General features: G+C 64.3%; 18 protein-coding genes. 10 read left to right on the forward strand and 8 right to left on the reverse strand.

The genetic code is table 11. The annotated features are described in order from the left end of the window. Positions 1–101 precede the first annotated feature (101 nt). The 5 genes from tkt (at position 102) to ACLIMP_RS09465 (ending at position 6,732) form a co-directional block, all read left to right on the forward strand. On the forward strand, positions 102–2,090 hold the full coding sequence (gene tkt / locus ACLIMP_RS09445) for a transketolase (RefSeq protein ID WP_054441415.1): 1,989 nt from the start codon (positions 102–104) through the stop codon (positions 2,088–2,090). Positions 2,091–2,105: 15 nt separating this feature from the next. After that, positions 2,106–3,113, forward strand: coding sequence for a type I glyceraldehyde-3-phosphate dehydrogenase (gene gap / locus ACLIMP_RS09450; RefSeq protein ID WP_324694631.1), 1,008 nt, complete (start codon positions 2,106–2,108; stop codon positions 3,111–3,113). Positions 3,114–3,402: 289 nt separating this feature from the next. After that, a complete protein-coding gene (locus ACLIMP_RS09455) occupies positions 3,403–4,602 on the forward strand; it encodes a phosphoglycerate kinase (RefSeq protein ID WP_324694633.1) in 1,200 nt (399 codons plus the stop codon). Positions 4,603–4,634: 32 nt separating this feature from the next. Further along, positions 4,635–5,741, forward strand: coding sequence for an acyltransferase family protein (locus ACLIMP_RS09460; RefSeq protein WP_054441422.1), 1,107 nt, complete (start codon positions 4,635–4,637; stop codon positions 5,739–5,741). Positions 5,742–5,820: 79 nt separating this feature from the next. After that, a complete protein-coding gene (locus ACLIMP_RS09465; protein WP_054441424.1) occupies positions 5,821–6,732 on the forward strand; it encodes a fructose bisphosphate aldolase in 912 nt (303 codons plus the stop codon). Between the two features lie 75 nt (positions 6,733–6,807). On the opposite strand, the gene ACLIMP_RS09470 is transcribed toward ACLIMP_RS09465, so the two are convergent. Continuing rightward, a complete protein-coding gene (locus ACLIMP_RS09470) occupies positions 6,808–7,389 on the reverse strand; it encodes a hypothetical protein (protein ID WP_324694636.1) in 582 nt (193 codons plus the stop codon). A gap of 144 nt (positions 7,390–7,533) precedes the next feature. Between ACLIMP_RS09470 and ACLIMP_RS09475 the strand changes: the two genes are divergently transcribed. Continuing rightward, entirely contained in the window at positions 7,534–8,082 is a 549-nt protein-coding gene (locus ACLIMP_RS09475; protein ID WP_324694638.1) for a hypothetical protein, read from the forward strand. 18 nt (positions 8,083–8,100) lie between these two features. Then, positions 8,101–8,748, forward strand: coding sequence for a thiamine phosphate synthase (thiE, locus tag ACLIMP_RS09480; protein ID WP_324694640.1), 648 nt, complete (start codon positions 8,101–8,103; stop codon positions 8,746–8,748). 68 nt (positions 8,749–8,816) lie between these two features. On the opposite strand, the gene ACLIMP_RS09485 is transcribed toward thiE, so the two are convergent. From ACLIMP_RS09485 to npdG, 4 genes are read right to left on the reverse strand one after another with little or no spacing between them, the layout of a single operon-like run. After that, entirely contained in the window at positions 8,817–9,737 is a 921-nt protein-coding gene (locus tag ACLIMP_RS09485; RefSeq protein ID WP_324694642.1) for a TIGR03619 family F420-dependent LLM class oxidoreductase, read from the reverse strand. Between the two features lie 55 nt (positions 9,738–9,792). Then, entirely contained in the window at positions 9,793–10,650 is an 858-nt protein-coding gene (locus tag ACLIMP_RS09490) for an SDR family NAD(P)-dependent oxidoreductase (RefSeq protein WP_324694644.1), read from the reverse strand. A gap of 14 nt (positions 10,651–10,664) precedes the next feature. After that, the gene (gene cofC / locus ACLIMP_RS09495) at positions 10,665–11,300 is read right to left on the reverse strand and encodes a 2-phospho-L-lactate guanylyltransferase (RefSeq protein WP_324694646.1); all 636 of its coding nucleotides are present in this window, start codon (positions 11,298–11,300) and stop codon (positions 10,665–10,667) included. Continuing rightward, positions 11,297–11,947: an NADPH-dependent F420 reductase gene (npdG, locus tag ACLIMP_RS09500; RefSeq protein WP_054441438.1), complete on the reverse strand. Its 651-nt coding sequence runs from the start codon at positions 11,945–11,947 to the stop codon at positions 11,297–11,299. The genes cofC and npdG overlap by 4 nt, the downstream gene beginning before the upstream one ends. Positions 11,948–12,029: 82 nt before the next feature. Here npdG and cofE point away from each other — a divergent pair, with 82 nt between their 5' ends. From cofE to cofH, 3 genes are read left to right on the forward strand one after another with little or no spacing between them, the layout of a single operon-like run. After that, positions 12,030–12,812 carry a coenzyme F420-0:L-glutamate ligase gene (cofE, locus tag ACLIMP_RS09505; RefSeq protein WP_443477803.1) on the forward strand — a complete coding sequence of 261 codons (783 nt, stop codon included), beginning with the start codon at positions 12,030–12,032 and terminating at the stop codon, positions 12,810–12,812. Beyond that, complete coding sequence (cofD, locus tag ACLIMP_RS09510) at positions 12,809–13,753, forward strand: 2-phospho-L-lactate transferase (protein WP_324694648.1); 945 nt, start codon at positions 12,809–12,811, stop codon at positions 13,751–13,753. The genes cofE and cofD overlap by 4 nt, the downstream gene beginning before the upstream one ends. Positions 13,754–13,764: 11 nt before the next feature. Continuing rightward, complete coding sequence (gene cofH / locus ACLIMP_RS09515; RefSeq protein ID WP_324694649.1) at positions 13,765–16,098, forward strand: 5-amino-6-(D-ribitylamino)uracil--L-tyrosine 4-hydroxyphenyl transferase CofH; 2,334 nt, start codon at positions 13,765–13,767, stop codon at positions 16,096–16,098. Positions 16,099–16,148: 50 nt separating this feature from the next. Here the strand turns inward: cofH and ACLIMP_RS09520 are convergent, their stop codons facing one another. The 3 genes from ACLIMP_RS09520 to ACLIMP_RS09530 form a co-directional block, all read right to left on the reverse strand. Then, complete coding sequence (locus ACLIMP_RS09520; RefSeq protein ID WP_324694651.1) at positions 16,149–16,622, reverse strand: VOC family protein; 474 nt, start codon at positions 16,620–16,622, stop codon at positions 16,149–16,151. A gap of 113 nt (positions 16,623–16,735) precedes the next feature. After that, entirely contained in the window at positions 16,736–17,917 is a 1,182-nt protein-coding gene (locus ACLIMP_RS09525) for a sulfotransferase family protein (protein ID WP_443477804.1), read from the reverse strand. A gap of 158 nt (positions 17,918–18,075) precedes the next feature. Continuing rightward, positions 18,076–18,972 (reverse strand): helix-turn-helix transcriptional regulator, encoded by an 897-nt coding sequence (locus ACLIMP_RS09530; protein ID WP_185997590.1) that lies wholly within the window; start codon positions 18,970–18,972, stop codon positions 18,076–18,078. Between the last annotated feature and the right edge of the window lie 134 nt (positions 18,973–19,106).

Here is a 19,106-nt window from a genome sequence, read left to right on the forward strand (position 1 = left end):
AGGCCTAAATGGACGTTAGGCGAACTTGACGGGAGACGGCCTCGCCCTAAAGGGGGTCGGCAAGTTCGAATCGTCCCATTTTCCGTTTCCGGAGCCTCACGATGACCCTTGCTGCTGACCGTCTCGCGCCGATGGCCAATGCCATCCGCGCGCTGTCGATGGACGCGGTCCAGGCGGCCAACAGTGGCCACCCCGGCATGCCCATGGGCATGGCCGATGTCGCGACCGTCCTTTTCGCCAAGTTCCTCAAGTTCGATCCCGCCGCGCCCAAGTGGGCCGACCGCGACCGCTTCGTGCTGTCGGCCGGTCACGGATCGATGCTGATCTACTCGCTGCTCCACCTGACCGGCTATGCCAGCCCGACGATGGACGACATCCGTGGCTTCCGTCAGCTGGGCTCGGTCTGCGCCGGTCACCCGGAAAACTTCCTGATCGAAGGCGTCGAATGCACCACCGGCCCGCTCGGCCAGGGTCTGGCCATGGCGGTCGGCATGGCGATGGCGGAGCGTCAGCTCAACGCCACCTTCGGCGACGATCTGGTCGATCACAAGACCTGGGTCATCGCCGGTGACGGCTGCCTCATGGAAGGCATCAACCACGAAGCCATCGGTCTTGCCGGCACGCTCAAGCTGGGCCGCCTGAAGGTGCTGTGGGACGACAACAAGATCACCATCGACGGCGACACCTCGCTGTCGACCAGCGAAGACATCCCGGCGCGCTACCGCGCTTCGGGCTGGGACGTGTTCGAGTGCGACGGTCATGACTTCGCCGACATTGAGCGCGCGCTGGCCGAGGCTGCCGCTTCGGACAAGCCTACGCTGGTCGCCTGCAAGACCGTGATCGGCAAGGGGGCCCCCAACAAGCAGGGCGGCCACGACGTTCACGGCGCTGCGCTGGGCGAGGCCGAAGTGGCCGCTGCCCGCGAATACCTGGGCTGGACCTCGGCTCCCTTCGAGGTTCCGGCGGAAATCCTGGCCGACTGGCGCTCGCTGGGTCAGGCCGGTGCCACGGCTCATGCCGACTGGTTCGGCCGCCTTGCCGCTTCCGACAAGGCTGACGAGTTCACACGCCGCATGGCCGGCGAACTGCCGGAGACCGACGCGATCCGTGCCAAGCTGGCCGAATGGCTGGAAGGCGATTCCACCGTGGCCACCCGCAAGGCTTCGGAAAACTGGCTGAATGTGCTGGCCCCGGCGATCCCCGAGATGATCGGCGGTTCTGCCGACCTTACCGGTTCGAACAACACCAAGGCCAAGTGCCAGGAACCGTTCACGCCGGACAACTACGGCGGCCGCTACGTCTACTATGGCATCCGTGAATTCGGCATGGCCGCGGCCTTGAACGGCATGGCGCTGCATGGCGGCGTGATCCCCTATGGCGGCACCTTCCTGATCTTCTCGGACTACTGCCGCAATGCGATCCGCCTCTCGGCGCTGCAGCAGACCCGCGCGATCTACGTGCTGACCCACGATTCGATCGGCCTTGGCGAAGACGGCCCGACCCACCAGCCGGTCGAGCATGTGATGTCCATGCGCATGATCCCGAACCTTTACGTGTTCCGTCCCGCGGACGTCATCGAGACGGCGGAATGCTGGAATATCGCGCTGGAATCGCAGGACACCCCTTCGGTGCTGGCGCTTACCCGCCAGAACCTGCCGCAGTTGCGCAAGACGGGCGACATGCTCTCGGCACGCGGCGCCTACACGCTCCGCCATGCCGAGGGCGACCGCAAGGTCATCCTCATCGCCACCGGTTCGGAAGTCGAACTGGCGGTGAAGGTGAAGGCCGAGCTGGAATCGCAGGGAATCGGCGCCGACGTGGTCTCGATGCCGTGCATGGAGCTCTTCGCCGCTCAGGACGAAGCCTACCAGCACGAGGTTCTGCCGAACGATCCGTCGATCCTGAAGGTCTCGATCGAGGCCGGCGTCACCATGGGCTGGGAGCGCTATACCGCGCAGAGCCGCAACGGCGGCCTGAATATCGGTCTGGACCGCTTCGGCGCCTCGGCTCCGGCCAAGGACCTCTTCGCTCGCTTCGGCTTCACCGTCGATGCGATCGTTCCGAAGATTCTCAATAAACTCAGCGTGTAAACAGGAGAATTGCACATGGCGACCAAGGTTGCGATCAACGGTTTCGGACGTATCGGGCGCAACGTCGCGCGCGCCATTCTCGAGCGCACGGACCACGACCTCGAACTGGTTTCGATCAACGACCTTGCCGACGCCAAGGCCAATGCCCTCCTGTTCAAGCGTGACAGCGTCCACGGTACTTTCGAAGGCACTGTGGAAGTCGACGGCACTGACCTGATCGTAAACGGCAAGCGTATCCACGTCACTGCCGAGCGCGATCCGGCCAACCTGCCGCACGCCGCGCAGGGCATCGAGATCGTCCTGGAATGCACCGGTTTCTTCACCAACAAGGAAGCGGCCTCCAAGCACATCGACGCCGGCGCTAAGCGCGTTCTGGTTTCGGCCCCCGCCAAGGGCGTGGACCTCACCGTCGTTTACGGCGTGAACCACAAGGAACTGACCGCCGAGCACGTCGTCGTCTCGAACGCATCGTGCACCACCAACTGCCTGGCACCTTTCGCCAAGGTTCTGCATGAGAAGATCGGTATCGAGCGCGGTCTGATGACCACGATCCACTCGTACACCAACGACCAGAAGATCCTCGACCAGATCCACAGCGACCCGCGCCGCGCCCGCGCCGCCGCGATGAACATGATCCCGACCAGCACCGGCGCTGCCGTTGCCGTGGGCCTCGTTCTTCCGGACCTCAAGGGCAAGCTCGACGGTTCGTCGATCCGCGTGCCGACCCCGAACGTCTCGGTCGTCGACCTGACCTTCGTGCCGAAGCGCGACACGACCACCGAGGAAGTCAACGCGCTGCTCAAGGAAGCGGCCGAGGGCGAGCTCAAGGGCGTGCTTGGTTACACCGAGGAACCGCTGGTTTCGATCGACTTCAACCACGATGCGCATTCGTCGACCATCGACAGCCTTGAGACTTCGGTTCTCGAAGGCAAGCTGGTCCGCGTCCTGTCGTGGTACGATAACGAGTGGGGCTTCTCCAACCGCATGGTCGACACGGCCGGCGTGATGGCGGGCCTGCTCTGAGGACCTGATGGAGACGGGCCGTCTCGTCGGCAGCGTGCGGGAGGAGGAGCCTGTATGCGCCGGTGAAACGGCGGTCCGTCGCCCGACTGTCGCCGCGGGAGTCCATACCGGACTTTCGCGGCGCGGTGCGTCCGGAGCCCGTCTCGCGGGCCGGAACATCGAGGAATGCTCCCGGTCCTGAACCGGGAAACTGAACCGGCGCGGACCTGTACGCCGTGCCTTCGAGCGGCGGGCCCGGCGCGGGCCCGCAGGACGGCGCTATCGCCGCCGTCGAGATAAGGATCGAGCAATGAGCGCTTTCAAGACCCTTGATGACCTTGGTGACGTGACGGGGAAAGTTGCGCTCGTGCGCGTCGACCTCAACCTGCCGATGAACGACGGCGTCGTCACCGATGATACCCGCATTCGCGCCGCTGTGCCGACAGTGCTGGAACTTGCCGAAAAGGGCGCCAAGGTTCTCCTGCTCGCTCACTTCGGCCGCCCCAAGGGCGACCGCGTGCCCAGCATGTCGCTGTCGATGGTGGTCGGCGCGGTCGAGAAGGTGCTCGGCAAGGAAGTGATGTTCGTCCCCGAGATCGCCGGTGACGTGGTCAAGCAGACCGTCGGCATCCTGCGCGCCGGCGACATTGCCATTCTCGAGAATACCCGTTTCTGGAAGGGCGAGGAGAAGAACGACCCTGAACTCGTCAAGGCGATTGCCGAGAACGCGGACTTCTACGTGAACGATGCCTTTTCCGCAGCGCACCGCGCCCATGCGACGACGGAGGGCCTTGCCCACGTCCTTCCTGCCTATGCGGGCCGCTCGATGCAGGCCGAACTGGAAGCGCTCGACAAGGCGCTGGGCAGCCCGGAAAAGCCGGTTGCGGCCGTGGTCGGCGGCGCCAAGGTTTCCTCGAAGCTCGACGTGCTCAAGCACCTCGTCACGCAGGTCGATCACCTGATCATCGGTGGCGGCATGGCCAATACCTTCCTCGCCGCCAAGGGCGTGGACGTGGGCAAGTCGCTTTGCGAACATGACCTGACCGGCACTGCGACCGAGATCCTCGACGTGGCCGACAAGTCGGGCTGCACTGTCCATCTGCCTTACGAAGTGGTGGTCTCGAAGGAATTCGCCGCCAATCCGCCCAGCCTGCGCACCTGCAATGTCCACGAAGTGGCTGCTGACGAGATGATTCTCGACGTTGGCCCGCTCGCGGTGGAGGCGCTGGGGGACGTGCTCAAGACCTGCCGCACGCTCGTATGGAACGGCCCGCTCGGCGCATTCGAGACGGTTCCGTTCGATGCCGCTACCGTGGCTCTGGCCAGAACTGCGGCTGCGCTGACCCGCGAAGGTTCGCTGGTTTCGGTCGCGGGCGGCGGCGATACTGTCGCGGCACTGCATCACGCAGGCGTGGCGGACGATTTTTCGTACATTTCGACGGCAGGCGGTGCCTTCCTCGAATGGATGGAAGGCAAGGAACTTCCCGGCGTGGCCGCACTTTCGGCCTGAGCCGCCGATCTGCTGGGGGAGGGGCGGCAAGCATGAACAGATCGATGCCTGCCGCTCGTCCCGAACGGCAACTGCCCTGGCACGGCAGATATGTAACGCTTGACGGCATGCGCGGGATCGCCGCGCTTGCCGTCGCGCTGTTTCATTTCAACATTTCCCAGGCGCCGCACGGGTATGTTGCGGTGGATTTCTTCTTCGCACTGTCCGGCTTCGTGCTCTGCACGAGCTACCTGTCTCGTTGGCAGGGCGGCATGGGTACCGGCGCTTTCATGGCGAAGCGCCTCGTGCGTCTCTATCCGCTGTTCCTCGTCGGTGTGCTGCTGACGACCACGGTCGGCCTCGTGCGGCATCATACCGGCGGCGATACCTCGCTTAGCCTGCCGACGATCGCCATCAGCACGGCGTTGAACGCTCTGATGCTGCCATCGCCGCTGACAGGCACGCTGTTTCCGCTCAATGTCCCGGCATGGTCACTGTTCTATGAGCTCATCGCCAATCTGGTGATGATCGTCGTGCTCTTCCGCCTTCCGCGGCTTCTGCTGCTGGTCGTCTGTCTGGCCTCGGCATGGTGGTTCGCCCCGGCGGTTCTTGAGAACGGCTCGGGCAATATCGGCGCGATCTGGAGCGAATGGTCGGTAGCACTGGCGCGGACGCTCTACTCGTTCTGTGCCGGTATGCTCATCGCCCGGCTGCGCCAACCTGCACACCGCCCGGCGACTTTGGGGGGCATCGCCTGCCTCGCCGCGATTGCGGTCATGCTGCTGGCCGACCCCCGGTGGATCGCCGTAACCCATTACGATCTGGCCTGCACGCTGCTGGTCTCACCGCTGCTTGTCTGGTTCGGATCGCGCGTGGAACCCTCGCGAAAGCTGGCACCTGCGGCCTGGTTCGTGGGAGAGGTATCCTTCGCGCTCTATGCCGTGCACTGGGCGTTGATCGAGCCGATGCGCTATTTCAAGGATGATCTGCACTACAACGAAGTGCTGATGGCCTTCGTGTTTCTCGGTGCCTGCCTGGCCGTCGCCTGGTTCTGCGTTCGCTGGATCGACGTGCCGGCACGCACTCTGCTGTCCGATATATTGCGCCGGCGGCGGCAAGCGCGCGTCTTCGTTGGAACGGATCATCCGGCCGATGGATAGCCTTTTGCCGCAGTTGCGAAACGGAGCTCCGGAGAATAAGCCCGTTTCAGGTTGCTGATACAACTTAGGAGGAGAAACCATGGAATTTTCAGAGATGACGGCCAAAATGGCCGGCGGGAACGGTTTTATCGCCGCGCTCGACCAGAGCGGCGGTTCAACCCCGAAGGCCCTTGCGGGATACGGCATCGAGGAAGGCGCATGGTCTTCCGAGGAAGAGATGTTCGGCCTGATCCACCAGATGCGCGCGCGCATCATCGCTTCGCCTGCATTCACCGGAGACAAGGTGATCGGCGCGATCCTTTTCGAGCGGACCATGGATGGTGAAGTCACCGGCGTGCCCACTCCGCAGGCCCTGATCGCCAAGGGCGTGGTGCCTTTCATCAAGATCGACAAGGGCCTTGAAGACGAAGCCAACGGCGTGCAGCTGATGAAGCCGATGCCGACGCTGGACGCGCTGCTCGCGCGTTCAAAGGCACTGGGCGTCTACGGCACCAAGGAACGTTCGGTGATCCAGTCGGCCAATGCCGAGGGTATCGCTGCCGTAGTGAAGCAGCAGTTCGAGATCGGTCAGCAGGTGCTCTCGCACGGCATGATGCCGATCATCGAGCCCGAAGTGAACATCAAGAGCGAGACCCGCGCCGAGTGTGACACGCTGCTCCTTGCCGAGATTCTCAAGAACCTCGATGCGTTGCCGGATGGCGTGCGCGTCATGCTCAAGCTCTCGCTGCCGATCGTTCCGGGTACTTTCGATCCGCTCGTCTCGCACCCCAAGGTGCTGCGCGTCGTTGCCCTGTCGGGTGGCTACAAGCGTCCCGAAGCCTGCGCCGAACTGGCGAAGAACAAGGGCATCATCGCCAGCTTCAGCCGTGCGCTGCTTGAAGACCTGCGCTCGCAGATGAGCGATGCAGAGTTCGATGCTGCGCTGGCCGATGCCATCGACGAGATCTTCAAGGGCTCGACCCAGAAGGTGGACGCAGCGGCGGCTGCCTGATCCCGTCGCGGATTTCGCTTGAAGGGAAGGGCGGTGCCGAAAGGTGCCGCCCTTTCTCGTTGACGCGTTCTTCTCTCAAAGTCCGCCCATGAAACGGAACCCGAACTGGTAGGCGAAGGGCGCTGGCCGGGTTCCGGCAACAGGGGCGGGGAGCGCGTCGAGAAGCTCCAGTTGTCCATCCGCGATCTGGATCGGCTGACCAAGGGTCATCTCCACTTCGCGAGGACCGGAGCCGAGATCGATGCGAACACGAACGCGCAGACGGCCGGCCCAGACGCACTGGGTGCCTACCGCGCAGCGACTGTCTTCCAGCAAGGCCAGCGGCGTCACCCTGGGCCCATCGACATGAATCGTCTCGCCGATACGTGTATAGGCAAGCGGAGGGCCGCTATAGGAAGCCGGTGGAGGTGAGGGTTCCGGAGAGGGGGATGACGGGCCGCTTGGGGCAGGCCCACTCGGGACAAGGTCACCCGGCGCCGTGTCCTGCGGCGTATAGAAGGGCGGTTGATCCGGGCTTTCGGCAGGGGGTGCATAAGGCGAAGCTGGCGCGGGCGTAACGGATGGCGGCGCCGAACCCTCCGGAATGATGCGGCATCCGGCGATCCCGGTGGCCGCCAGGAGCAGCACAAGGGCGAGTGTCCGGGCGGGTCGTTTCATGTTCCTCCCCTTGGCGTGAACGGATGTCCGGTTCATAATTTGCCGCAGGCGAGACTAGCGGCGCGGGCTGAACCTCTCCCGAACGAATGCGCTTTTCGCGGAGGCGCGGGAGCGTTAGTGTTTATGCCGATAGACGGGACGGCAATGAAATTCTCCCAATATTGGTCTGCTATCAACGGGCCGATCAAGATCTGGCTCGCTTGCATAGTGGTGGTGTTCGTCGCACCATCCCTGTTGCCGCCTGCCGTTATCAGGCTGGTGGTGCCGCCCATCTTTTGTGCGTTGGTGGCGACCTTGCTGATCGCGTGGCTGCGTCCCCGATACGATCCCATGTTGCGACGGGCAATGGCGCTGCTCCTGGGCGAAACGGCCTGGCTCCTGATGGAGGCGGATGCGCTGCCTGCGGCCATGCTGGTCGATGTTCTCGCCGGTTTCCTGCTGCCGTTACTTCTCCTCTGGCGGCCCTCGCGGGTTCTGGTGGCGATCATGGCCGGGGGCGTCAGCGTCGCGGCTGCCAAGGCGATGTACCTGGCTTCGACCGCGCCGGGCTGGAATACCGATACTGCGGCCGACGCCCTGCACGCGGTGATGAGGTTGACTATCCTCCTGTTCGCGGCAGGAGCGCTGGGTAGGGTGAACCGCGAACGCGACGACGCGCGCTTTGAAGAGGAACTCTTTTCCTCGGCCCCATGAAAGGCTAGGTGCGCGCATATGGAAGACATCGAACGCGAACCGACACAGCTTTACCTGATCTCGCCGCTGGACGTGGGCGGCACGTTCCCCGAACGGCTTGCCCGCGCACTCGATGCCGCGCCTGTCGCGGCGTTCCAGTTCCGGGTCAAGGACGTGGACCAGCACGAGGCTGCGCGTCTTGCAGAGCCCCTGCAGAAGATTTGCGCAGAGCGGGAGGTCGCCTTCATCGTCAACGATTCGATCAGCCTCGCCAAGCGGCTTGGAGCCGACGGCGTGCATATCGGTCAGGAAGACGGGACAGTGGAAGAGGCGCGCAATGCGCTTGGCCGCGATGCGCAGATCGGCGTGACCTGCCATGACAGCCGCCACCTCGCGATGGATGCTGGCGAAGAAGGCGCGGATTACGTGGCGTTCGGAGCATTCTTCCCGACCACTACCAAGCAGGTGAAGCATACTGCTGGGCTCGATCTGCTCGAATGGTGGCAGGGAATCTTCGAAATTCCCTGTGTGGCGATCGGCGGGATCACGCCGGAGAACTGCGGGCCGCTGGTGAAGGCAGGCGCTGACTTCCTCGCGGTTTCGGGCGCGGTCTGGAACGGAGACGAAGTGGCGGCAGTAAAGGCTTTTCACGAAGCCATGGCTGCGGCGATGAAAGCCGAAGGCTGAGGGATCAGGGCAGGGGCCGGTTCCCTGCCCTTAACAGTGCTGGTGGAAGCGTGCTGGCGGCGATTTAATTAAAAATCAATCTTCGCAATAACTTCCTCGCCGAACTTCAGTGCGATGTCGCAATATTGGGCGCGTGTTTCGGCGTGGATCGTCGCACCGGAGCCATGGACTCCGAGCGACTTGAGGTTGGCATAGTGATCGAGCGCTTCCTGTGCGCTCCAACCATCCTTCACAGCGTAAGTCGATGAGGCGATGACTTTGGGGGGCTCGGCACGGCCGACTTTTCCGCAGTGATCCGCCATGTATCCGATCGCGGCGAGGATATCGTCGTCTCCTTCGAGATTGGCGGTGCGCGCAGTGTCGGTAACGCTCTTGGGTACGAAGAACGGGTGCCAGGCGTCACCCAGTTCGACCGCGCGGCGCAGGGCCCGCTTCGAGTTGCCGCCGACCAGCAGGGGCGGGTGCGGTGTCTGTGCAGGCGTGGGCAACATGCGGTTGCCGAGCGCGGTATAGCCGGTGCCCTCGAACGTGAAATCCTCGCCGGTCCAGGCCAATTTCATCGCATTGATATATTCGTCCATGAGGTCGTTGCGGGTATCGAAATCCACGCCGAGCGCCTTGTACTCAGCCTTCATGTAGCCCGCGCCGAGGCCAAGGATCACGCGCCCATTCGTGAAGTGGTCAAGCGATGACACGGCCCGGGCGGTGAGAAACGGATTGCGATAGGGCAGGACCAGGATGTTGGTCTGGAGGCGCAGTTTCGTCGTCGAGGCACCCAGCATCGAGAGCAGGACGAACGGGTCCTGCGCATAGTGCCCTCCGGCATCGAGCCAGCGCGCTGAGGGCGCCGGGTGATCGGTGACGGTGCCGGCGTAGAAGCCCGCCGCTTCGACGGTGCGGGCGATTTCCTGGAGCGCGTCAAGGGTGCCGAATTCCTCCGGGCGATCGATATGGTCGAACGGAAGGCTGGTGCTTAATGTGAAGGTCATGCCGGAAGTTCTTTCAATCGTTGGATTTCTCGCAGTGGATTTCAGGCGATGAGTTTCAGGGATTCGGTTCGGGGGGAAGAACCCAGGTATCGTCGCGGTTGCGCACCCAGCCTCCCGAGGCCCAGGTTCCGCCGTCCACCGGAATGATCGTGCCGGTGACGTAGCTTGCCATCTGTGAGGCGAGGAACACCGCCACGCGGCCGCACTCTTCGTCGATCCCGGCACGGCCGAGCGGGATGCGGCGGCGGATCACGTCTTCCTGTTCCGCGCTGGGCCTGGGCCAGATGGCTTCATCTACGGGGCCGGTGAACTGTCCGCGCGTACCGGGTGTTACCGTGTAATCGGGCGCTATGGCGTTCACCCGGATGCCGTGTTCGGCGAATTCCAGTGCCAGCGTGCGCGTCAGGTTGTTCACGCCGGCCTTGCAGGCGGCATAGACCGCGTAGCCCGGTGCTGCGCGGGCCGCCTCGATACTGGTGACGTTGATGATGGAACCACCCCGCTCGCCCGCAATCATGACTGGCAGTGCAGCCTGCGTGGCGGCGAGGTTGGAAACAAGGTTGAGATCGATGTGGCGCCGCCAGTTCTTCTCGGCGAGATTGAGAAAGCCCCGGCGCGTTACGCCGCCTGCGTTGTTCACCAGCACATCGAGGCGCCCGAACTTCTCGGCAGCGGCGGCAATGGCGTGTTGCAGGGCCTCCACGTCCATCACGTTTCCGGGGATGCACAGCGCCTTGCGGCCGCGCGCCTCGATCATATCGGTGAGTTGTTCGCAGCGTTCAGGCACCGCCTCGATCAAGGCGACATCGGCGCCCATGTCCGCCATGTTCAGTGCGATCGACCTGCCGATCCCGCCTCCGCCGCCGGTAACAAACACAACTTGTCCCGTAAGGTCGATGATGCCGGCGTCCACACCCGTTCTCCCGCTTATGCCAGCCGTCTTCGGCCTTTGGCGATGGGCTGCCGCAATAAGGATACGGCGCTCAACAGATGTTCAGCATCTGGCAGATCGGCGGGCTCGTCTATATCTTTTTCCAGCCCGCCGGAGAGGATCGTCTCCACGGTCAGTCCAAGTTTTTTCGTTTCATCGCAGTGCCTTGAGTAGCTTTCTTCACCGAAGGAGAAAGGAAACCATATGGTTTCGGGCAACGTCAGCGAGAGAGCGTTGGTCCCCGTACCATGCCGATCGGGCGCCACGCCGACTACACCTGCGGGCAGGCTCGCGAGCCGGTCGATGTCAGCGGTCGTCAGGCAGGGAAGATCTGCGGGAAGCACCACGACGCGGTCCGGGCCGGTCGTGGCGATCGCACCAAGCGCCGATCCCAGCGCCCGGTTCAGGTCGGATCCGGAGTCAGGCAACCTTACAAGGCCCTTGCCAAGACCGGGACGGGACGGCCCCAATATGCAGATCCGGTCGATTGCCGCGCAGGCGCGTGCGGTTGCCAGGACATGGCGGAACATCGCGCAGACGAGGGCTTCGCGCTCATCCGGAGCAAGTGCCCGGGCCAGCCTCGTCTTGCCGAGGCCCGGCGCCTTGACCGGGATGAGCGCCCAGCAGCTCACGGGACCAGCGGAGCCTGGGCAAGGTTCGTGAAGCGTATGCCCGCCCCGTCTGCCTTGTAGGTCTTGTTCATGTAAATGAGGATCGAGGTCAGAGCCTCTGCCGCCGCCGAGTTGGCCAGCGCCCCGCCGGAGAGGCCCCGAATGCCCATTCCGGGGCACAGGCCGACCACGGTGTTGCGCGCCTCCACGTCATCGCTGAAGACCAGCACATCACAATCGATAGCGTGGTCGCTGTCGAGATGATGGGCCGACACATTGTGGAACGCCGTGACCAGCCTCGCATCCGGCCCGAGGTGTTCGCGCGCCTGCATGGCGGCGCTGCCTTCTGCGGGAAGCTGTACGCGCATGACCTTGGGCGGGACCAGCGGCACGGTCGTGTCGACAACCACGGCATTGCCGACCGCGTCGCGGATCTGGCGCAGGGTGTCGCCCTGCGAGGCATGGGGAACGGCCACGATCACCACGTCCTTGCCGCGCGCGGCCTCGACATTTTCAGCGTGGCCGGCGGCACCCAGTTCCCCGGCCGTCACCTGTGCCTTGTCTGCCGTGCGTGAACCGATGGTCACTTCGTGACCGGCCTGGACCAGCCTGCGGGCAATGCCCTTGCCGAGAGCGCCGGTTCCGCCGATCACTGCGATCGCTGCCATTGATTATCTCTCCCGCGAATTCTTGTTCGTCATGATTGTGGTTTGCGGCGCTGCGGACGTAGACAGGCGTTCGGGAGGGCCAATGAACAGAATTCCAGAACTGACCGTACGACCGCTGGCCGGAATGCCCATGTTCGCCGCCGGAATGTCGGTAGCGCAAGCGATTTGCTCTGCCATGGCCGCTTCCGGCGACGGGTTCCGTGACGGCGATATCTGCGTGGTGGCCCAGAAGATCGTCTCCAAGGCGGAGGGCCGCACGCGCGATCTGTCGCGCATTGCACCCGGTGCCGAGGCCGAGCGCCTTGCACGCGATACCGGCCGCGATGCGCCGATGATGCAGGCCATTCTGGACGAGAGTTCGCACATCCTGCGAAGCAACCCCGCGGCCGTGATCGCTTGCCATCGCACCGGGCATGTCCTTGCCAATGCAGGCATCGACGCATCGAACGTGGAAGGGGGAGACGCCGGCCGGGTTCTGCTCTGGCCGCTGGACCCCGATGGCTCCGCACGAGCCTTGCGCAGCGCATTGCAGGCAGAGAATGGCGTCAGGATCGGCGTGGTGATCGCGGATTCGATGGGCCGCGCCTGGCGGATCGGAACGCTGGGCACGGCGATCGGCTGCGCCGGGATAGCCGTGCTGGAAGACCGGCGGGGGCGGGCCACGGACCTTTATGGACGAACCTTGCAGGCAACGGTGATCGGTATTGCGGATTCGCTCGCCGCGATGGCTGGGCTGGCCATGGGCGAGAGTGACGAGGGCACGCCTGTCGCCCTTGTGCGCGGCGGCGCGCGCTGGGTGACGGACGAGGACGGGCCCGGTGCGGCGAGCGGGCTGAGACCCATGGAGCAGGACATGTTTCGATGAGCGGGCGTCATGTCCTTGCGCTTTCCGGCGGTGTCGGCGGGGCCAAGCTGGCGGCTGGCCTGGCTGCGGTCATGGATCCGTCCGACCTCACCATCGCCGTGAACACGGGCGACGATTTCGAACACCTGGGCCTGACCATCTGCCCCGACATCGATTCCGTCATCTATGCGCTTGCCGGTCTCAACGACATCCAGCGCGGATGGGGCGTCAAGGATGAGACGTGGCAGGCCATGGCCATGCTGCGCGCCATGGGCGAGGAGGACTGGTTCAATCTCGGCGATCGCGACCTCGCGATGCATCTGGCGCGGAGCTGGCGGTTACGCGCGGGTGAAAGCCTTTCAGACGTGACTGCGCGGCTTGCCGGCGAACTGGGAATCGCCCACGCGATCGTTCCGATGAGCGACGGGCCGGTGCGCACCCAGGTTCGCACGGTGGCGGGATGGACGGACTTCCAGCGGTGGTTCGTCGGCGAGCAGTGCGGCCCGGCTGTCTCCGCGATCCGTTTCGAGGGTGTGCCGGGCGCGTTGCCTTCGCCCGGTCTGGCCGCGGCGCTGGGCCGTGAGGACCTGGCGGCAATCGTGATTTGTCCCTCGAATCCGTACCTCAGCGTCGATCCGATCCTTGCCGTTGACGGTATTCGCGAAGCGGTTGCGGCACGGCGCGTGCCGCTGATCGCAGTCTCGCCGCTGGTAGGCGGTGCTGCCGTGAAAGGGCCGCTGGCGAAGTTGCTGGCCGGGATGGGGCAGGCGGTGGGCAATGCGGCCATCGCTGATCACTACGGCGATCTTCTCGACCACCTCTTGATCGACCATGCCGATGAGGCCGATGTCTCTGGTTTGCAGGCGCGGGGACTTCAGGTCACCGTGACGAAGACAATGATGCGCGAAGCCGCCGACAGGACAAGGCTCGCGCAGGAGGTGCTTGCCCTCGCAGGTGCCTGAAGGGTGAGCAGATGCAGGATGAAACCGCCCAATCGTCAGCGGATGAACTGAAGGCGTGGCTGCTGGCCGCACCGCTGGAAGAGGTCACCGCGCGGGCAAGAGCGCGGCGCGATGCGCGCGGGCCGGCACGGATGACGTATTCGCCCAAGGTGTTCATCCCCCTGACGCGCCTCTGCGCGGACGTCTGCCACTACTGCACTTTCGCGACCACGCCCTCGCGGCTTGAAGCGCCTTACCTGACGCCTGACGAAGTGCTGGCGATCGCCCGCGCCGGTGCCGCTTCGGGTTGCCGTGAGGCTTTGTTCACGCTGGGTGATGCCCCCGAACGCCGCTACGCCGCCGCGCGCGAATGGCTGGCCGAACGCGGGTTTGCCCGCACCGTCGACTATGTGCGGCACTGCGCCGAACTGGTGCTTGGGGAAACCGGGCTTCTGCCGCACGTCAATGCGGGGCTGTTGGAGCAGCAGGATTACGCGATGCTGCGCCCGGTCGCTGCGTCGGCAGGGCTTATGCTGGAAAGCATCTCCGAGCGGTTGCTGGAAAAGGGCATGTGTCACCACGGCTCGCCGGACAAGGTGCCGGCGCTTCGCCTCGCCTCGCTGGCGGCCGCCGGGGAGGCGAGGGTGCCGATGACCAGCGGCGTCTTGATCGGAATCGGCGAGACCGCCGAAGAGCGGCTCGACAGCCTTTTTGCACTGCGAGACCTGCACTGCGAGCATGGGCATCTGCAGGAAGTGATCGTCCAGAACTTCTGCCCGAAACCCGGTACGAAGATGGCGGAGGCGCCCGAAGCCACCGAAAACGATTTCCTGCGCGTAGTCGCTGCCGCGCGCCTTATCCTGCCTGACGAGGTATCGGTTCAGGCGCCGCCCAATCTCAACGATGAGCGACTGGTAGAACTCATCGACGCAGGGATCGACGACTGGGGCGGCATCTCCCCTGTCACGCTCGATCATGTGAACCCGGAAGCGCCCTGGCCTGAAGTCGAGCGGCTGCGCGCGATCTGCGCGGGCAAGGGGCTGCCGCTGGTCGAGCGGCTGACGATCTATCCGCGTTTCATCACGACCGAAGAAAGTTCATGGATCGACCCGGCGATCCGTCCAGCCGTTCTTCGTCATGCCGATGCCGAAGGGCTGGCGCGTGACAGCGTCTGGAGCCCAGGCCTTGCAGGCCAGCATGCGCCGGGCAACGTCCACGCGCCGCTGGGGCGCCAGCACGAAGGTCCGGTGGCCGCGTCCCTCCATCGTATCCTTGAGCGGGCGGCCAGCGGGGCGACGCTGGGCGAGGACGATATCGTGGCACTCTTCGCAACGCGGGGCGCTGCGGCGCAGGCCGTGGTCGACGCCGCGGATGCCCTGCGGGCCGAAGTCAGCGGCGAGACGGTAACCTATGTCGTCAACCGCAACATCAATTATACGAATATCTGCACGCACACCTGTTCGTTCTGCGCGTTTTCGAAAACCAGCAGCAAGGCCGGGTTCCGCGACAAGCCCTATAACCTCGATCTCGGCGAGATCGCCGGGCGTGCCCGCGAAGCCGTTGCACGCGGGGCGACCGAGGTGTGCCTCCAGGGCGGCATCCACCCCAGCTATACAGGAGATACCTACCTTTCGATCGTGCGCGCCGTGAAGGAGGCTTGCCCCGATCTGCACGTTCACGCCTTTTCACCGCTTGAGGTGAGCCAGGGCGCTCGCACGCTGGGCATGCCGGTCGGGGATTACCTCGCCATGCTCAAGGATGCGGGGCTGGGCTCTCTGCCCGGCACCGCGGCGGAAATCTTGTGCGACGATATTCGCGAGCAGATCTGCCCCGGCAAGCTGACGACGCAGGAATGGCTAGACGTGGTCGGCAGTGCTCACCGCGTGGGTCTGCCCACGACCTCGACGGTGATGTTCGGCCACCTTGAAGGCACCGGGCACTGGGCTCGCCACTTGCTGGCCTTGCGCAATCTCCAGCTCGATACGGGCGGAATTACCGAGTTTGTGCCGCTGCCGCTCGTGCATATGGAGGCGCCGTTCTATCGACGCGGACAATGTCGTAAAGGGCCGACCTGGCGCGAGGCGGTGATGATGCATGCCGTGGCGCGGCTTGCGCTCAACGGTGCGATCAACTCGATCCAGTGCTCTTGGGTGAAACTCGGGATGGACGGTGCCGCTGCGGTCCTTGCAGCGGGGGCCAACGACCTCGGCGGGGTGCTCATGGACGAAAGCATCAGCCGCGCGGCAGGCGCAGCGCACGGACAGGGCGTGACGATAGAGGAATTGCGCCAGGCTGCCGAAAGCGTGGGCCGGCGGTTGAGACAGCGCACGACGCTCTACGGCGAGGTTCCGCTGGAATTGGCCTGAAGAACGGGAGGATCGGGGAGCGCCGGCCGGCGCCACCCCCCGACCGCGTTTCACATGGCCTTGATCTGCTGCCACATGGCATCGGGCATCCAGGTATATTCGATGTAGTGCCCAACCACCTTGCGCGCATCGAGGTACAGGAATTTCAACCCATTGGGATCGTCGTTCGGTTGGCGTTCCATCGCCAGCGGAAGCTCCTGCGCATCCACGCGCGAGCGGAAGTCCGCCCAGTTGTCCACGCCGAAGCAGATGTGGTGGAAGCGCAAGGGGCCGCCGTTCGACAGGCAATTGGCGTAGATGCCTGCCTCGTCGATCTCGTTTTCGATGAGTTCGATCTGGAGTTCGTCGACCCAGATGAAGCAGATGCGCCCCTTCTGGCGCTTGAGCCCCTGCGGGGTCAGCACTTGCTGGTCGACCGGGATGATCATCGGCTCGCGGGTAAGCCCCCGGCCACGGAACAGGTCGATCGCGGCTTCCAGATTGTCGCAGACATAGGCGTTTTGATAATGACGGCCTTCGAACATCGATCTCTCCCTGCCGGCTTGCCGCCGGCGAAGCGGTAATTTGCCCGTCATCCCCGCGGGCGCTGGATGCGCGTTAGCGGGGGTGACGGGCGACAGGAGCGGCGTGTGCTTTCTCAGCCTTCGCGCGCAACGTCATAGCGGGAAAGGTAGCGTTCGAAGAGCGGCTCAAGCTCCGCCTTCTCTATGCCGTACTGTGCGAGCTTGTATTCGTGCTTGCCGAACTTGTCCTGCGGGTTGTCGTTCACCCACTGCTGGATGCCGGCCTCCGCCTCGGCGGTCCATTCGTCGCCAAGCTGCTGGTAGACCTTCTTCATCGTGCCGATCGGATCGGCGGTCATGTCGGCGTAGTGGACGTCGATCACCTTGTCCTCGCCGTGCTTGTCGCGGAAATCCATGATGCGGTTGGCGTGCTCGGCGGCCTGCCAGGTGTAGTTTTCCTTGAGCCACGCGGTGTCCGGCTTGCCCATGTGCGCCATGTGGCTGAGCGAGATGACCGAGCAGAGCGAGCCCGTGGCAGTGAAGGGATCGCGATGCGCCCAAAGGACCCGGGCATCGGGATAGACCTTGAAGATCGTCTCCAGCCACAGCGCGTGGCTGGGCTTCTTCACGTTCCACACGCCGCCCGCGTTCTGCTGAAGCACTTGCAGGAACTTCTTGTGGTATTCGTAAGCGCTGGTCATGTCGCAGGAGAAGATGAACTCCTTGTATTCCGGCAGCTTGCCCTTGGAATCGATCATCAGCGTCTTGAAGTCGTGCGCCATGAAGAACACGCACTCGTTCGGATAGACGGCCGAGCCGCGATAGTACTTGCCCATGGCCGGATTGGCTTCGAGCATAGCCTTTTCCTGCGCCAGACGCGCCTGTGCGCGTGGGTCGGTGGTCAGCAGGTCGGCCGAGGCGACCGGCGGCACCGGATCGTCAATTTCCCAGGTCAGCGGCGAACGGCGCGCAGGATCGGCAGCCAGCAGGTTCGAAAGCAGCGTGGTGCCGGTGCGGGGCACGCCCATTACGAAGACCGGCCGCTCGACCGGGCGGCTGAGAAGTTCGGGGTTCTGACGCAGGTAGTCCGAAATCTTCAGACGGCCGCGCAGATAGTGGAGCGTGTCGGCGGTCCCGCGCGCGATGCCTCCCTCTGTGTACTGCCCGCGCGCGATCCCGGCGTTGAAGTCGTTCACGAAGACGTCGAAGCCTTCGTGCCAGGTGTCGTTGTCGAAGTCCCGGATGCCGGTGTCCTTCATCGCCTGTTCGACGAGAGCGTCGCCGACGAGCTTGTCCGCCGTGAGTTGCTCGGTCATTTCGTGATCCTCTTTCCCGTGTCTTTGAGTGGGCCGCTGCGGCGACCTCATGGGCACGAGTTAGCCTGTGCGCAGGGCCCATTGGCAATGCGGCAGACGCGTCAGATCGAGCCGTTATATCGAATCCCGGTCAAGACCCGTCCATGGGGACAGGAGCGTTATGCGGCAACGGAGTGCATCGATCCCAGCGCACGGCCTTGCCGCTGGCGGAAGGTGCTGGGACTGGCGCCGACGGCGCGCCGGAAGGCGAAAGTGAAGCTCGAAGGAGAGGAGAAACCCATGGCGAAGGCGACTGTCTTCACGCTGTCGCCGTCCATCAACATGCGCTTGGCGGCTTCCATCCGGCGCTGCTCGATATAGTCGCCGATCGAACAGGCACGGCTCACCCGGAAGCCGCGCGTGAGTTGGCGCACCGACAGCGAACAGAGGTCTGCCAACTCCTGAAGCGAAGGGGCGGCGAGGTCTCCGGCCAGCCGTTCCTCGATCAGCCTCAGCCGCCAGCCGGAAAGCCCCCCGGTCATCGGGCGCTCCGAGACTTCGAGGCCGTAGCGACCGAGTTCGATGGACAGTTCTCCGCCCAGCAGTTCGAGCATCCGGCGCGAAGCGAGGCCGGGGTGGCGCACTTCGGCGGTGATGCGGAACAGCAGCGCCCGCACTTGCGCACTGGCGATGTCGAGCGCGGCGGCGAGATGCGCATCGTCCCAGTTCAGCGTCTGTCCGATGAACTCGTGGACCATGGCGGCGTCTATCGTGCAGACCAGCGAGGCCTGCCTGCCGCGTCCGCCGCGAATGTAGAGCGATTCGCCCGGTGGGATCGCGAAGATGTCACCCAGTCGCTCGAAACGGTGCGGGCCCCAGCGTTCGCGGTATCCGCCACGCGATTCAAGGGGGCGCGGGGTGAGGCACATGTTGACGTGATAGCCTTCGCCCAGGGCGTGGCGTGTGTCGGTCGGCTCGGGAATGTCGAAACGCACGATCTGTGCGCAGATGCCCGGTGCCGACAGTTCGGCGTCGACGATCATGGTAGGCAGGTGGGCTGCCTCGCTCGCTTGCATCGCATCGTTCTCCCCAGGGGCTTCGGGCCTCTTGTGAAAGGCGGGCCTGAATTATGTCCCTGATGCCAAGATAAGGCCCGAATTCTATTCCTGGCGGGGTTGCGGGACAAGCCGTGCACGGGAAACATCGCGCC

Origin of the sequence: Novosphingobium aeonii, assembly GCF_052279045.1 — a bacterium.
Lineage (GTDB): Bacteria > Pseudomonadota > Alphaproteobacteria > Sphingomonadales > Sphingomonadaceae > Novosphingobium.